Annotated in this window: 15 protein-coding genes; 10 read left to right on the top strand and 5 right to left on the bottom strand. The window is 64.7% G+C overall.

The window, feature by feature from the left end:
- Positions 1 to 37: 37 nt before the first annotated feature.
- Positions 38 to 412 carry an Mth938-like domain-containing protein gene (locus tag B9Z01_RS07190; RefSeq protein ID WP_085481552.1) on the bottom strand — a complete coding sequence of 125 codons (375 nt, stop codon included), beginning with the start codon at positions 410 to 412 and terminating at the stop codon, positions 38 to 40.
- A 424-nt stretch (positions 413 to 836) separates the two neighbouring features.
- Between B9Z01_RS07190 and B9Z01_RS07185 the strand changes: the two genes are divergently transcribed.
- From B9Z01_RS07185 to B9Z01_RS07160, 6 genes are all read left to right on the top strand, one after another.
- Positions 837 to 2,084 (top strand): pyridoxal phosphate-dependent aminotransferase, encoded by a 1,248-nt coding sequence (locus tag B9Z01_RS07185; RefSeq protein ID WP_085481551.1) that lies wholly within the window; start codon positions 837 to 839, stop codon positions 2,082 to 2,084.
- Positions 2,085 to 2,173: 89 nt separating this feature from the next.
- Positions 2,174 to 3,505 (top strand): homoserine dehydrogenase, encoded by a 1,332-nt coding sequence (locus B9Z01_RS07180; RefSeq protein ID WP_085481550.1) that lies wholly within the window; start codon positions 2,174 to 2,176, stop codon positions 3,503 to 3,505.
- Between the two features lie 8 nt (positions 3,506 to 3,513).
- A complete protein-coding gene (thrC, locus tag B9Z01_RS07175; protein WP_085481549.1) occupies positions 3,514 to 4,965 on the top strand; it encodes a threonine synthase in 1,452 nt (483 codons plus the stop codon).
- Between the two features lie 177 nt (positions 4,966 to 5,142).
- Positions 5,143 to 6,390 (top strand): molybdopterin molybdotransferase MoeA, encoded by a 1,248-nt coding sequence (locus tag B9Z01_RS07170; protein ID WP_085481548.1) that lies wholly within the window; start codon positions 5,143 to 5,145, stop codon positions 6,388 to 6,390.
- A 44-nt stretch (positions 6,391 to 6,434) separates the two neighbouring features.
- Positions 6,435 to 6,692: a molybdopterin converting factor subunit 1 gene (moaD, locus tag B9Z01_RS07165; RefSeq protein WP_085482059.1), complete on the top strand. Its 258-nt coding sequence runs from the start codon at positions 6,435 to 6,437 to the stop codon at positions 6,690 to 6,692.
- Between the two features lie 44 nt (positions 6,693 to 6,736).
- Positions 6,737 to 7,213, top strand: coding sequence for a molybdenum cofactor biosynthesis protein MoaE (locus B9Z01_RS07160; protein ID WP_085481547.1), 477 nt, complete (start codon positions 6,737 to 6,739; stop codon positions 7,211 to 7,213).
- A 150-nt stretch (positions 7,214 to 7,363) separates the two neighbouring features.
- On the opposite strand, the gene B9Z01_RS07155 is transcribed toward B9Z01_RS07160, so the two are convergent.
- Positions 7,364 to 7,906, bottom strand: a complete 543-nt coding sequence (locus tag B9Z01_RS07155) for a group III truncated hemoglobin (RefSeq protein ID WP_085481546.1) — start codon at positions 7,904 to 7,906, stop codon at positions 7,364 to 7,366.
- 279 nt (positions 7,907 to 8,185) lie between these two features.
- Here B9Z01_RS07155 and B9Z01_RS36105 point away from each other — a divergent pair, with 279 nt between their 5' ends.
- Together B9Z01_RS36105 and clpB are read left to right on the top strand one after the other, a co-directional pair.
- Positions 8,186 to 8,395, top strand: coding sequence for a hypothetical protein (locus tag B9Z01_RS36105; protein ID WP_085481545.1), 210 nt, complete (start codon positions 8,186 to 8,188; stop codon positions 8,393 to 8,395).
- A 170-nt stretch (positions 8,396 to 8,565) separates the two neighbouring features.
- Positions 8,566 to 11,163 (top strand): ATP-dependent chaperone ClpB, encoded by a 2,598-nt coding sequence (gene clpB / locus B9Z01_RS07145; RefSeq protein ID WP_085481544.1) that lies wholly within the window; start codon positions 8,566 to 8,568, stop codon positions 11,161 to 11,163.
- A 229-nt stretch (positions 11,164 to 11,392) separates the two neighbouring features.
- Here the strand turns inward: clpB and B9Z01_RS07140 are convergent, their stop codons facing one another.
- Positions 11,393 to 11,824: a YidB family protein gene (locus tag B9Z01_RS07140; protein ID WP_085481543.1), complete on the bottom strand. Its 432-nt coding sequence runs from the start codon at positions 11,822 to 11,824 to the stop codon at positions 11,393 to 11,395.
- 126 nt (positions 11,825 to 11,950) lie between these two features.
- Complete coding sequence (locus tag B9Z01_RS07135; RefSeq protein WP_085481542.1) at positions 11,951 to 12,541, bottom strand: ComEA family DNA-binding protein; 591 nt, start codon at positions 12,539 to 12,541, stop codon at positions 11,951 to 11,953.
- Positions 12,542 to 12,829: 288 nt separating this feature from the next.
- Here B9Z01_RS07135 and B9Z01_RS07130 point away from each other — a divergent pair, with 288 nt between their 5' ends.
- Both B9Z01_RS07130 and B9Z01_RS07125 read left to right on the top strand, forming a co-directional pair.
- Complete coding sequence (locus B9Z01_RS07130; RefSeq protein ID WP_085481541.1) at positions 12,830 to 13,372, top strand: MerR family transcriptional regulator; 543 nt, start codon at positions 12,830 to 12,832, stop codon at positions 13,370 to 13,372.
- Entirely contained in the window at positions 13,291 to 13,704 is a 414-nt protein-coding gene (locus B9Z01_RS07125; protein WP_085481540.1) for a carboxymuconolactone decarboxylase family protein, read from the top strand. The genes B9Z01_RS07130 and B9Z01_RS07125 overlap by 82 nt, the downstream gene beginning before the upstream one ends.
- A gap of 152 nt (positions 13,705 to 13,856) precedes the next feature.
- Here B9Z01_RS07125 and B9Z01_RS07120 read toward each other — a convergent pair whose 3' ends face one another.
- Complete coding sequence (locus B9Z01_RS07120; RefSeq protein WP_085481539.1) at positions 13,857 to 15,236, bottom strand: MATE family efflux transporter; 1,380 nt, start codon at positions 15,234 to 15,236, stop codon at positions 13,857 to 13,859.
- Between the last annotated feature and the right edge of the window lie 2 nt (positions 15,237 to 15,238).

Here is a 15,238-nt window from a genome sequence, read left to right as displayed (position 1 = left end):
GCGTTGTTGTTCTGGACATGGCGACCGGTCGCGCCGGCTAGGCTTCGATCAGCAATGCGGCCGCGACCTTGCGGCCCTCGGCCATCAGAATGTTGTAGGTGCGGCAGGCGGCCTTGAAGTCCATGGTTTCCACGCCGATGCGTTTTGCGGCGAGCGCGGCGGTCAGGCGCGGATGCGGGAAGCGCAGCTTCTCGCCGCTGCCGAACACGACCACCTCGGGCGCTGCTTCGATCAGCATCGCGAAGTGCTCGGCGCTCAGCTGCTCGAAGGACGAGACGGGCCAGGCAATGACCGGCGCGTCCGGCAGCACGAGAATGCTGCCCGAATGACGCACCAGATTGATTTCGACGTAGTCGGCGCCGTAGCCGGTGACGGTGTTCAGGGCGCCGCTGGAATCCTGATGTAATTTCAAATTGGTTTTCCGAAGTCGTCGTGAAACATCGTGCCTGTTGCCGGCCTGACCGGACGCGGCGCAGGCGGCGCGGTTCGACGCACGTGAGGCACGAGGGGGCCGAAAAGGCTTGCCGTTGCGGTTGGTGCATTGCGGAAGTCGGCCAAAATCCGCTAAATTATAACTTTTTAGCCGCCCTGCGGCGCCCCTTGCTCAAGTGCCGCCACAAGCTGCGGTTGAACATCGTGCGGCGAACATCGTGTAGCTCACCGGCTGCCTGCGTTGGCATCACGCGCTTTCGCCGTGCTTTTCCGCGCTTTTCCGTTCGTCCGCTTCGTTTTTTGTCGGCCCGAAAGATCGACCAATCCGCGGCTGGCGGCCGTCGCCGGCGCCGTCAGCCGGGCCCGTTTGCCCAAGCCATCACCAAGTCATCAACCAGGATGAAGTGCCCGCCGTGAAACCGATTCTCAAATCCAACAAATTGCTGAATGTCTGCTACGACATTCGCGGGCCCGTCCTCGAACATGCGAAGCAGCTCGAAGAAGAGGGCCACCGCATCATCAAGCTGAACATCGGCAATCTCGCCCCGTTCGGCTTCGAGGCGCCGGACGAGATCATTCAGGACATGATCCTCAACCTGCCCAACTCGTCCGGGTACTCCGATTCGAAGGGCGTGTTCTCGGCGCGCAAGGCGATCATGCACTACACGCAGCAAAAGGGCGTGCATGGCGTCGAGCTCGACGACATCTACATCGGCAACGGCGCATCGGAACTGATCGTGATGGCGCTGCAGGGCCTGCTCAACGACGGCGACGAAGTGCTGCTGCCCGCGCCGGACTATCCGCTGTGGACCGCCGGCGTGAGCCTCGCGGGCGGCACGCCGGTGCACTACATCTGCGACGAATCGAACCGCTGGATGCCCGATCTCGACGACATCCGCGCGAAGATCACGCCGAATACGCGCGCGCTCGTCGTCATCAACCCGAACAACCCGACCGGCGCGCTGTATTCGGACGAACTGCTGCTCGGCCTGATCGAGATTGCGCGCCAGCACGGCCTCGTGATCTTCGCCGACGAGGTCTACGACAAGATCGTCTACGACGGCAAGACCCACACGGCCATGGCCTCGCTCTCCGAGGACGTGCTCACGGTCACGTTCAACAGCCTCTCGAAGAGCTACCGCTCGTGCGGCTACCGCGCGGGCTGGATGGCGATCTCGGGCCTGACCGGCGAGAACCGCCGCAGCGCGAAGGACTACCTCGAGGGGCTCGGCATCCTCGCGTCGATGCGGCTGTGCCCGAACGTGCCGGGCCAGTACGCGATCCAGACCGCGCTCGGCGGCTATCAGAGCATCAACGACCTGATCGTGCCGGGCGGACGCCTCTATAAGCAGCGCGAGCTCGCCTACGAGATGCTCACGGCGATCCCCGGCGTGAGCTGTGTGAAGCCCGAGGCGGCGCTGTACATGTTCCCGCGTCTCGACCCGAAGGTGTATCCGATCCAGAACGACCAGCAGTTCATTCTCGACCTGCTGCTCGAAGAGCGCGTGCTGCTCGTGCAGGGCACCGGCTTCAACTGGAAAACGCCGGACCACTTCCGCGTCGTGTTCCTGCCGAACGTGGACGATCTCGCGGATTCGATCAACCGCATCGCGCGCTTTCTCGACGGCTACCGCAAGCGTCATACGGCGTAAGCCCGCCTCGCGCATACTGGGCGGGTGGCGCACGGCGCGCCGCCGCCCGACCAAGTTACCCTTAATCACCTACTCGACACACAGGCTGCATGGAACCGATCAAAGTTGGACTGCTGGGCTTCGGCACGGTAGGCAGCGGCACCTTCACGGTACTGCGCCGCAATCAGGAAGAAATCAAACGCCGCGCGGGCCGCGGCATCGAGATTGCGCGCATTGCGGTGCGCAACCCCGCGAAGGCGACTGCGGCGCTCGGCGGCGAGGCTGGCAGCGTGGCGCTGACCGATGACTTCAACGCGGTGGTCGACGATCCTTCGATCGCGATCGTCGCGGAAATGATCGGCGGCACGGGCATTGCGCGCGACCTGGTGCTGCGCGCGATCAGGAACGGCAAGCATGTGGTCACGGCCAACAAGGCGCTGCTCGCGGTGCACGGCACCGAGATTTTCGAGGCGGCGCGCGCGAACGGCGTGATGGTTGCGTTCGAGGCGGCGGTGGCCGGCGGCATTCCGATCATCAAGGCGTTGCGCGAAGGGCTCACGGCCAACCGCATCCAGTACATCGCGGGCATCATCAACGGCACGACGAACTACATCCTCTCGGAGATGCGCGATCGCGGGCTCGATTTCGCGACCGCGCTCGCGGCCGCGCAGGAGCTGGGTTACGCGGAAGCCGACCCGACCTTCGACATCGAAGGCGTGGACGCCGCGCACAAGGCGACGATCATGAGCGCGATCGCGTTCGGCGTGCCGGTGCAGTTCGACCGCGCGTACGTCGAAGGCATCAGCAAGCTGGCGGCGATCGACATCAAATACGCTGGGGAACTCGGCTACCGCATCAAGCTGCTCGGCATTGCGCGCCGTACGGAGAAGGGCATCGAGCTGCGCGTGCATCCCACGCTGATTCCGGAAAAGCGCCTGCTCGCGAACGTGGAAGGCGCGATGAACGCGGTCGTCGTGCATGGCGACGCGGTCGGCACGACGCTCTACTACGGCAAGGGCGCGGGCGCGGAGCCGACGGCCTCCGCCGTGGTGGCGGATCTGGTCGACGTGACGCGCCTGCACACGGCCGACCCGGAGCACCGCGTGCCGCATCTCGCGTTCCAGCCGGACAGCCTGTCGAACACGCCGATCCTGCCGATCGAGGAAGTGACGAGCGGCTACTACCTGCGCCTGCGCGTCGCGGACGTGACCGGCGTGCTCGCCGACATCACGCGCATCCTCGCCGACACCGGCATCTCGATCGACGCGCTGCTGCAAAAGGAGTCGGAGCATGTCGATGCGAACGGCAAGGGCGAAACCGACATCATCCTGATTACGCATGAGACGGTCGAGAAGCAGGTCAACGCGGCGATCCAGTCGATCGAAGCGCTCGAGACCGTCGTCTCGCAAGTCACGAAGCTGCGCATGGAAGCGCTGAACTAGGCCGAACTATGAACTACCTCTCCACGCGCGGCGCCGGAGCCGGCGAGCGCCATACCTTCTCCGACATCCTGCTCGGCGGTCTCGCGAAAGACGGCGGCCTGTACCTGCCGGCCGAGTATCCGCGCGTCACCGCGGACGAACTGACGCGCTGGCGCACGCTGCCGTACGCGGACCTCGCGTTCGAGATCCTGTCGAAATTCAGCGACGACATTCCCGCCGACGATCTGCGCGCGCTCACGCGCAAGACCTACACGGCCGAGACTTACTGCAACGTGCGCGACGACGAAAGCGCCGCGCAGATCACGCCGCTCAAGACGCTCGGCGTCGAGAACGGCGCGCCGCTCTCGCTGCTCGAACTGTCGAACGGGCCGACGCTCGCGTTCAAGGACATGGCGATGCAGCTGATCGGCAACCTGTTCGAGTACGCGCTCGCGAGGCACGGCGAAACGCTGAACATCCTCGGCGCGACTTCCGGCGACACCGGCAGCGCCGCCGAATACGCGATGCGCGGCAAGAAGGGCATCCGCGTGTTCATGCTGTCGCCGTACAAAAAGATGAGCGCGTTCCAGACCGCGCAGATGTACAGCCTGCAAGACCCGAATATCTTCAACCTCGCGGTGGAAGGCGTGTTCGACGACGCGCAGGACATCGTCAAGGCGGTGTCGAACGATCACGCGTTCAAGGCGAAGTACAAGATCGGCACGGTCAACTCGATCAACTGGGCGCGTGTCGTCGCGCAGGTCGTCTACTACTTCAAGGGCTACTTTGCCGCGACGAAGTCGAATGACGAGCGCGTATCGTTCACGGTGCCGTCGGGCAATTTCGGCAACGTCTGCGCGGGTCACATCGCGCGCATGATGGGGCTGCCGATCGAAAAGCTCGTCGTCGCGACCAACGAGAACGACGTGCTCGACGAGTTCTTCCGCACCGGCATCTATCGCGTGCGCAAGGCGGCCGAGACGTATCACACGAGCAGCCCGAGCATGGATATCTCGAAGGCGTCGAACTTCGAGCGCTTCGTGTTCGATCTGCTCGGCCGGGATCCGTCGCGCGTGCTGCAACTGTTCCGCGACGTCGAGGAGAAGGGCGGTTTCGACCTCGCTGCGAGCGGGGACTTCGCACGCGTGAAGGCGTTCGGTTTCGTGTCGGGCAGCAGCAACCACGGCACGCGCGTGGACACGATCCGCGACGTGTTCGAGCGTTACGACACGATGATCGACACGCACACGGCCGACGGCGTGAAGGTCGCGCGCGAGCATCTGCAGCCGGGCGTTCCGATGATCGTGCTCGAGACCGCGCAGCCCATCAAGTTCGGCGAGACGATCCGCGAGGCGCTGCTGCGCGAGCCGGAGCGGCCGGCCGCGTTCTCGGGGATCGAGTCGCTGCCGCAGCGCTTCGAAGTCGTGCCGGCCGACGCGCAGCGGGTGAAGGACTTCATCGTCGCGAATACCGGGGAATAAGTGGGCGAATAAAGGGGCGAATAAAGGGGCGAATAAAGGGGTGAGTGAGCGGATAAATGCTTGGGTAAATCGTTTCATAACGCCGGGCCGCCCAGGCTGGCGGCATCGGCCGCTACAATGTTCTTTTAACCTGCGGCTTCGAGACCCAAGATGTCCACATCAACGCCCCGCGCTCCCATGCTCGCCACTGCCGACGCGTTGGCGATCCTGCTCGACGCCGCGCGTCCGATCGACGGCACGCAAGCGCTTCCGACGCTCGACGCGCTGAACCGCGTGCTCGCCGCCGACGTCACGTCGCCGCTCGACGTCCCGCCGATGAACACGAGCGCGATGGACGGCTACGCGGTCCGGATCGCCGACCTCGCGCACGGCAGCCGCCTGCCGGTCTCGCAACGCATTCCGGCCGGTCATGCGCCGACGCCGCTTACGTCAGGCACCGCGGCGCGCATCTTCACCGGCGCGACGGTGCCGCCCGGCGCGGACGCGGTCGTGATGCAGGAGCAGACCGAAGCGGCCGGCGACGAAGTCACGATCGTGCATCGTCCGCAGACGGGCGAGTGGATCACGGCGCAGGGCGCGGATATCCGCCGGGGGGCCGTGATCCTGCCGGCCGGCACGCGGCTCACGCCTCAGGCGTTGGGGCTCGCCGCATCGGTCGGTTGCGCTGAGCTCGAGGTGCGCCGCCGCGTGAAGGTCGCCGTGTTCTTCACCGGCGACGAGTTGACGATGCCGGGCGAGCCGCTGAGGCCAGGCGCGATCTACAACTCGAATCGCTTCACGTTGCGCGGGCTGCTCGAAAAGCTCGGCTGTGAAGTCACCGACTACGGCATTGTCGCCGACCAGCTCGAGGCGACCCGCGCGACATTGCGCGAAGCCGCGCAGGGGCACGATCTGATTCTCACGTGCGGTGGCGTGTCGGTGGGCGAGGAGGATCATGTGAAGCCGGCGGTGGAGGCCGAGGGGCGTCTGTCGATGTGGCAGATCGCGATGAAGCCGGGCAAGCCGCTCGCATTCGGCGCGGTGCGCCGCGTGGCGGGGGCGGGCGGTGCGGCATCCGCGGGCGCGGCGGCTTCTTCGGCGGCCGAAACGTTCTTCATTGGCCTGCCCGGCAATCCGGTTTCGAGCTTCGCGACGTTCCTGCTGTTCGTCCGTCCGTTCGTGTTGCGGCTCGCCGGCGTGCAGGCGGTCGCGCCGCGCGCGCTGTCGCTGCGTGCCGACTTCACGCAGGGCAAGGCCGATCGCCGTAACGAGTTTTTGCGCGCGCGCGTCAACGCGGCGGGCGGTCTCGACCTGTTTCCGAATCAAAGCTCGGCCGTGCTGACGTCGACCGTGTGGGGCGACGGGTTGATCGATAATCCGCCGAATCACGCAATCAGCGCGGGCGAAACCGTGCGTTTCATTCCGTTTTCCGAACTGCTGAACTGAGGCTGGCCGTCTGCCGCATCTGCGGCATGGCCGGTGGCATCCCGATGAAGATTGAACTCCGATACTTTGCGAGCGTGCGTGAAGCGCTCAACACCTCCGACGAAACCGTCGACGTGCCGGACGGCATCGCAACCGTCGGCGACGTGCGCGCGTGGTTGCGCGTGCGCGGCGGCATCTGGGCCGACACGCTCGCCGAAGGCCGCGCGCTGCGCATGGCCTGCAACCACGTGATGACCGGCGCGAGCACCCGCATCACCGAGGGTTGCGAGGTTGCGTTCTTTCCGCCCGTCACGGGCGGCTGAGCCGCGCCCGCGCGCGTCAGGCGAAGAAGCCAGAGGAGCCGTCCATGCCCGTTCGCATCCAGACCGAAGACTTCGACCTCACCGCCGAGGTGGCCGCGCTGCGCGCGCGCAATCCGAAGATCGGCGCGCTCGCGTGCTTCGTCGGCACCGTGCGCGATCTGAACGAAGGCAGCGCGGTCGAGACGATGGAACTCGAACACTATCCGGGCATGACGGAGAAGTCGCTCGAAGCGATCGTCGAGCGCGCACGCGAGCGCTGGCCGGGCATCGAGGTGCTGATCGTGCATCGGGTCGGCAAGCTCTATCCGCTCGACCAGATCGTGCTCGTCGCGACGACGGCCGCACATCGCGGCGAGGCGTTTGCGTCCTGCGAATTCGTGATGGACTATCTGAAGACCGAGGCGCCGTTCTGGAAGAAGGAGAAAACCGACGCGGGCGAGCGCTGGGTCGACGCGCGCGTGACCGACGATGCGGCGCTGGCGCGCTGGGGCATCGAGTCGGGGAACAAAACGGGGCAGTAGGCGCGTCCGAGACTGCGGACTGCGGACTGCGGACTGCGGACTGCGGACTGCGGACTGCGGACTGCGGACTGCGGACTGCGGACTGCGGACTGCGGACTGCGGACTGAGGACTGCGGCCGCCGTGCCACCGCATCGCGCACCAGATTCGTCTCAGTTCTCGCTCGAGCGGCCAACAATCGGCACTGGAAACGGCTCGCCCGCCGGTCGGGAGTGACGGTCGGCCTCGTCATCGCGTGGATGCCGCTTCGGCGCCACGCGTTCGAGCAGCGCCTGCTGCTCTGCCGGAATCTTGTAATCCCAACCGAAGCGGCTCAACTGCAAACTTTGCGCGATACGCAGCGCCGGCTCCATGAAGCGGATCGCCGCGGCCGGCTGGTAGCGCGATTCGACCGTATCGAGAAACAGGTAGAGCCAGCGGCTGAAATGCTGCGGCTCGACGCCTTCGAGCGGCTGGTGCGCCTGCTGCACGTTGCCGCGATATTGCTTCGCCCCGAGCACGAGCGAGCCCCAGAACGTGCACATCTTGGGCAGATGATCGTCCCAGCGGCCCGCGAGCTTCGTTTCGAAGACGGGTCCGAGTAGCGGGTCGGCGCGCACGCGATCGTAAAAGCCGTAGACGAGATCGCGGATGTTCGCCTCGGTGGGTTCGGCCGCGCGCTCGACCGGGGGCGCGGCGGGGAAAGACGGATTCATGCCAATTCCAGAAAAATACGGTTCCTGAGCGCAGCAGGGCGTTACTGTGACGCGCCCCCTGCTTTTCATACGAATGATTGAAGCAGGGAACGTTACCATTGCTACCGAAAACGATACAAAGCTCGACTCCGCCAGCCATTCATCTTAGGGCGCGGCGGCAATTCCCGGCAACCCCAAGCCCACGCTACCGCTGACCGTCGATGAGGGGGCGCCCGACAAAAAGCGATTTCGCGGCTGGTCGGCTGTCCGCCGGACCGGCAGGACGGGCATCGCCCTTGCGTGACGACTTCGCCATCCCGTCTGCGCGGGCCGCCCGAAGTAGCGAGCAACGCTTTCCTTGCGGAACTCGATCGTTATACGATCGGCGAGGTCGCGCAGCCGAAGGCGCTGCTCGCGGCCTGGCTCGGCCTCGGCGGCCGGATGCCGGACGTGTCCGAGACGGCGTTGGTGAGCGGCGGCAACCGGCCAACGCTAGGTTGGACGGACTAAAAAGACCCGGAGAGCGAGAGGGCTGAAAGCGCGGCCAGCCGCGACATTGGGGCTGCATCGCGGCAGTTCTTTCACGAAAATGTCAAATAGTCACGGTTGAGGCCAAAAAAGCGCTTGAAACCCCAATAAAACGCCTCATTTTGGTGGTAATCGAAATTGGAGGTCTCTAGATGAGAATCGACAAACTCACCACTAAATTCCAGGAAGCACTGGCCGACGCCCAGAGTCTGGCAGTTGGTCACGACAATCAGTACATCGAACCGGTCCACGTGCTGGCCGCGCTCGTCGCGCAGCAGGACGGCTCCGCGCGCTCGCTGCTGTCGCGCGCCGGTGTGCACGTGCAGCCGTTGCAAGCCGCGTTGAACGACGCAATCACGCGGCTGCCGCAAGTGCAGGGCACCGACGGCAACGTGCAGATCGGCCGCGAACTAACCGGTCTGTTGAACCAGGCCGACAAGGAAGCGCAGAAACTCAACGATACGTTCATCGCGAGCGAGATGTTCCTGCTCGCGATTGCCGACGACAAGGGCGAAGCCGGTCGTCTCGCGCGCGAGCACGGGCTGTCGCGCAAGGCGCTCGAAACCGCGATCGCCGCGGTGCGCGGCGGCTCGCAGGTGCACAGCCAGGACGCCGAAAGCCAGCGCGAAGCGCTGAAGAAATACACGATCGACCTGACCGAGCGCGCCCGCGCCGGCAAGCTCGACCCCGTGATCGGCCGCGACGACGAAATTCGCCGCTCGATCCAGATCCTGCAGCGCCGCACCAAGAACAACCCGGTGCTGATCGGCGAGCCGGGCGTCGGCAAGACCGCGATCGTCGAAGGGCTCGCGCAGCGCATCGTCAATGGCGAAGTGCCGGAAACGCTCAAGAACAAGCGCGTGCTCTCGCTCGACATGGCCGCGCTGCTCGCGGGCGCTAAATATCGCGGCGAGTTCGAGGAGCGCCTGAAGGCCGTGCTCAACGACATCGCCAAGGACGAAGGGCAGACCATCGTCTTCATCGACGAAATTCACACGATGGTCGGCGCCGGCAAGGCCGAAGGCGCAATGGACGCGGGCAACATGCTGAAGCCGGCGCTCTCGCGCGGCGAGCTGCATTGCGTCGGCGCGACGACGCTCGACGAATACCGCAAGTACATCGAGAAGGATGCCGCGCTCGAGCGCCGCTTCCAGAAGGTGCTCGTCGACGAACCGTCGGTCGAGGCGACCATCGCGATCCTGCGCGGTCTGCAGGAGCGCTATGAGCTGCATCATGGCGTCGACATCACCGACCCGGCGATCGTCGCGGCGGCCGAACTGTCGCATCGCTACATCACGGACCGCTTCCTGCCGGACAAGGCGATCGATCTGATCGACGAAGCCGCCTCGAAGATCAAGATGGAAATCGACTCGAAGCCGGAAGAGATGGATCGGCTCGACCGCCGCCGGATCCAGCTCAAGATCGAACGCGAAGCCGTGAAGAAGGAGAAGGACGAAGCGTCGCAAAAGCGTCTGCAACTGATCGAAGAGGAAATCGAGCGGCTCGATCGCGAATATTCGGACCTCGAAGAAATCTGGACCGCGGAAAAAGCGGCGGTGCAGGGCAGTGCGCAACTGAAAGAAGAGATCGAGAAAACGCGGGCGGAAATCACGCGTTTGCAGCGCGAAGGCAAGCTCGAGAAGGTCGCCGAATTGCAGTACGGCAAGCTGCCGGGTCTCGAAGCGCAACTGAAGGAAGTCACGCGCGCCGAAGCCGAGGAGCAGAACAGTCCGAAGCGTCTGCGGCTCTTGCGCACGCAGGTCGGTGCGGAAGAAATCGCCGAGGTCGTCTCGCGTTCCACCGGCATTCCGGTGTCGCGCATGATGCAGGGCGAGCGCGAAAAGCTGCTGCAGATCGAGTCGAAGCTGCACGAGCGCGTGGTCGGCCAGGACGAGGCGATCAGCGCGGTGGCCGATGCGATCCGCCGCTCGCGCGCGGGTCTGTCGGATCCGAATCGTCCGTACGGCTCGTTCCTGTTCCTTGGGCCGACCGGCGTGGGCAAGACCGAGCTGTGCAAGGCACTGGCTTCGTTCCTGTTCGATTCGGAAGAGCACCTCATTCGTATCGACATGAGCGAGTTCATGGAGAAGCACAGCGTCGCGCGTCTGATCGGTGCGCCGCCGGGCTACGTCGGCTACGAGGAAGGCGGTTATCTGACCGAGGCCGTGCGCCGCAAGCCGTATAGCGTGATCCTGCTCGACGAAATCGAGAAGGCGCATCCGGACGTGTTCAACGTGCTGCTGCAGGTGCTCGACGACGGCCGCATGACCGATGGCCAGGGCCGTACCGTGGATTTTAAGAACACGGTGATCGTGATGACCTCGAACCTTGGTTCGCAAGTGATCCAGTCGATGGTCGGCGAGTCGCAGGAAGCGGTCAAGGACGCGGTTTGGGAAGAAGTGAAGCTGCATTTCCGGCCCGAGTTCCTGAACCGGATCGACGACGTCGTCGTGTTCCATGCGCTCGATCGCTCGAACATCCAGTCGATCGCGCGAATCCAGTTGCAGCGTCTGCACGAACGGCTCGCGAAGCTCGACATGCAGCTCGTGGTGTCGGACGGGGCGCTCGAGCACATCGGCAAGGTCGGCTACGATCCGTTGTTCGGTGCGCGGCCATTGAAGCGCGCGATCCAGCAGGAGATCGAGAACCCGATCGCGAAGCTGATTCTGGCGGGCAAGTTCGGTCCGAAGGATGTGATACCGGTCGACGTGGAAGAGGGCGAACTGGTGTTCGAACGCGTCGTGCATTGAGCGCTGCGGGCACGTGACGCCAGGCGGCGTCGGTTGGAGCGGTGGCGATCGAGCCGTTCCGGCTGACGTTAAAAAGCGGCAACGAAGAAACTTCGTTGCCGCTTTTTTTTGCCCGCAGGCTTTGAGCGGGCCGCTAATTTTGGGCGAACGGCGGGCTCCAGATCGACGGACAGTGCCCGGCGATCAATCAGCTAATCAGCTCGAACCGCCAACGCGCGCAAGAGCGTTCTTACGCGTTGCCCTTGTTGCCGAGCAGCGACGCGATGCCGCCGAGCGCGCCGAGCACCGTGGTCGAGTTGAGCTGGCCGCCGGCCGGCACTTCGCCTTCCGGCGTGGCGGCGTTGACGACGTGCGGCAGAATCTGCGACAGCAGGCCGGTCACCTGATCGGGCTGGACGCCGGCCTTCGCGGCGAGGTTGGTCACGGCTTCCGAGCCGAGCACGCCATGCAGCGCGTCGGCTGCGATCGGCTGGTTCTCGCCGTTGCCGACCCACGACGACACGACGTCGCCGAGGCCCTTTTCCTGGAAGCGCTGGATCAGGCCGTTCAGGCCGCCCGGCTGATTGTTGACGAATTCGAGCGCGGCTGAGACCAGTGCTTGCTGGCCGCCGCCTTCGGGCGATTTGCCAATCAGGGAACCGATGGTGTCGAGTAGGCTCATGACAATCTCTCTTGAATGCCGGCGCGCGCATGACGGCCTGGCGGGTGAAAACGCCGCGCGGTTGCGCGGCGCGATGATGCAGCTTCCGTACGGTTTCAGCGCAGCGTCAGTGCAACGGCTGCGCCGTTATGCACCGGAAGCGGCCGCGGCCGATGCCGCCTTGCTCTTCTTTGCCTTCTTCTTCGAGGCCTTGGTGCCGGACGCTTCAGCCGGCGCGTTCGCCGTGGCTGCCGGTGCCGACGCGGCCGCTGCATCGGATGCTGCTTTGCCCCTCTTCTTCTTCGACTTCGACGTCTTCGCCTCGGACGCCTGGGCAGGCGCCGCCGGCGCGGTGGTGGCAGCCGGCGCAGGCGTGACCGCGGGCGCCGCGGTTGTGGTCGCGGGCGGTGCCGCCTTCGTGGCCGTGCTGCCCGACTTCGTGGACGCCTTCGCACCGGTCGGCGGCGCGGACGAGCCGTTGATCGTCAGGCCGGCCGCTTCGAGATTCTGGACCGATTTGGTGCCGATGCCCTTCACGCGCGTGGCGAGATCGTCGGCATCCTTGAATGGACCGTTCTTCGTGCGTTCGTCGATGATCGCCTTCGCATGCACGGGGCCGATGCCCTTGACTGTTTCGAGCGCCGCCTGATCGGCGGAATTCACTTCAACGGCCGCGGCAAATCCGGCCGACAGCGACAAAGCCACTGCAACGCAAAGCATTAAAAGCTTCTTCAGCATGGCAAGCACTCCATTGAGGGCAAAAAAGTTAGCCGGGAACGGACGACGCATCCTGTCGAGAGGCGCTGCGCTTAAGCATAGAACAAATCGCGGGCCCCTATTTGCGAACGCGGACGATTTATACCGATCGATTTACGACAAGTAAATCACTGTGGACAATATTTAAACTTTTTGCCGTGTCAATACCACAGTCCTTAAAGCGCTCTTTATACAAACCGGCGACGCAAATTCATGACAGCATCCGCCGCTTGACTTAGAGTGCACTCGAAGTCCTAACCTGAGTCCGTCATGTCGAAACACTCATCCGCACTCACCATCGGTCAGGTCGCCGAAACGATTGGCGTCTCCACGCATACGCTGCGCTACTACGAACAGGCTGGCCTGATCCGGCCGGTCGGGCGCACGCAGGCGGGGCATCGGCTGTATTCGCCGGCCGACCTCGACTGGCTGCAGTTCGTGATGCGCCTGAAGGCGACCGGTATGCCGATCGCCGGCATGCAGGCGTTCGCGGCGCTGCGCGCGCAAGGTCAGCCGACGATGCGCGCACGTCGCGACCTGCTAGCCGAGCATCGCGATGCGGTGCTGGCGCGGATCGCCGAGCTGCAGAGCAACCTCGGCGCGATCGTCGGGAAGATCGCGTACTACGAGGCGGCGGGCGGCGCGGTTGAGCATGATCCGGCACGGCAGGACGACGAAGCCTCGTCGTCCTCACTTTCGCTCACGCACGAACACAACGGACAGGACTCACCATGGACTACGCACAAAACGACCGCTACACCCGCGGCTGGGACAAACTCAGGGAAATCGACGGCTCGGCGGGCGAGCAGGTAATCGCCGCGCTCGCGCCGGTTGCGCCGGAATTCGGCCGTCTGCTGATCGAATTCGGTTTCGGCGATATCTACAGCCGGCCACAGCTCGATCTGCGCACGCGCGAAATCGCGACGATCGCGTCGCTCGCGACACTCGGCTGTGCGCAGCCGCAATTGAAGGTGCATATCGAGGCGGCGCTGAACGTCGGCTGCACGCGCGAGGAGATTGTCGAGGTGTTCATGCAGATGGCGCTTTATGCGGGCTTTCCGGCCGCGCTCAATGCGCTCTTTGCGGCGCGCGAGATTTTCGAGCGGCGCGAACGGGAGGCGCAGGAGATGGCGTGCGCGGGGTGAGGGTCCCGCGGAGTGGGGCGGCCGTGTTTGCGCGGCCGCTTTTTAGGGAATAGAAATGCAACTAACGGTCGATTTTGTGGGCATTCCGCTTTACGAAAAGCACGCCGGGATAGGGCGCAAAGTCGAAGCCTTCAAGCCCCGCCCAAGGCTCCTCACACGGCCGAATCCACCCTCATGCCTGCGTTCTCGCGCAAATACCGCCGGCTCACGATTCGCCAGTACACGAGCAAGCCGATGCCGGCAATCGCGAGACTCGCGGTATTCGCGACCCAGAAACCGCGCGCACCGGTTAGCCACGGCGGCGTGACGCCGGTCGTATCGAAGCCGAGCACATAGCCGCCGCCGAGCCCCACGCCCCACAGCGCAATCGCATAGATGACGGTCGGCACGACCGCCACCTTGTACGCGCGCAGCACGAACGCGGTGGAAATCTGCAGCGCGTCGAACAGGTGATAGCCGGCGACGATCAGCACGAGCGGCAGCGCCGCCGCCGCGACCTGCGCGTTCGTCGTATAACCGTCGATGATGTACGGCCGCAGCACGAGCACGAGCGCGCCGTAACAGCACGCGATCGCAACCGCCATCGCGATGCCGTGGCGCGACAGCGTGCGCGCGGCTTCCGGCTTATGCGCGCCGAGCGCCTGGGCGACGAGCGTCGACGCGGCGATGCCGATCGATAGCGGCGTCATGTACAGCACCGCGCCGATGTTGCCGGCGATCTGATGTCCCGCGAGCGTCGTCGTGCCGAAGCGCGCGATGAAGAGCGCCATGAACGTGTATGACGTGACTTCGATCAGATACGACAGGCCCATCGGAATGCCGAGCCGCAACTGCGCGGCCTGACGTTTCCAGACCGGCCAGCAGAAGTGCGTGAAGATACCGAGCGGCCTGAACACGTCGACGCGCACGAGCAGCAGCATGCCGAGCACCGCCAGCGCCCAGTTGAGCGCCGTACTGGCGAGCGCGCAGCCCGGGCCGCCGAGCGCGGGCACGCCGAGCCCGCCGAAAATGAGCCACGTGTTGAGTGGAATCTTGAGCAGCAGCGCGCCGACCTGCAGGAACATCACGAGCCGGGGTTTGCCGAGCGCATTGGCGACCGAGCTGTAGATGCGAAACACGAGGCCGGCGGGCAGGCCGAAGGCGAGAATCCGCAGATAGGCGAGCGTGCGCTCGTAAAGCGCGTCGGGCACATGCGACAGCCGCAGCAATGGCCCCGGAAAGAACAGGATCAGGAAGCCGATCACCGTCAGCGCCGCCGCGAGCCAGAACGACTGGCGCACTTCCTCGCCGATCTCGCCGTAGCGGCTCGCGCCGTAAAGTTGCGCGGTGATCGGCTGCAACGCGGTCAGAATGCCGGTCAGGCCGATATAGACCGACACGTAGATCGACGAGCCGAGACCGAGGGCGGCCAGATCGACCGCCGAGTAGCGGCCGACCATCGCCGTATCCATCACGCCGAAGGCAATGATCGCCAACTGGCCGATCAATACGGGCCACGCCAGCGCGGCGATTTTCCGTACATCGGCGAGCATGG

The organism is Paraburkholderia susongensis, from assembly GCF_900177725.1.
Lineage (GTDB): Bacteria > Pseudomonadota > Gammaproteobacteria > Burkholderiales > Burkholderiaceae > Paraburkholderia > Paraburkholderia susongensis.
The sequence above is the reverse complement of the archived record's forward strand: the minus strand, read 5'-3'. Positions and strand labels throughout refer to the sequence as shown.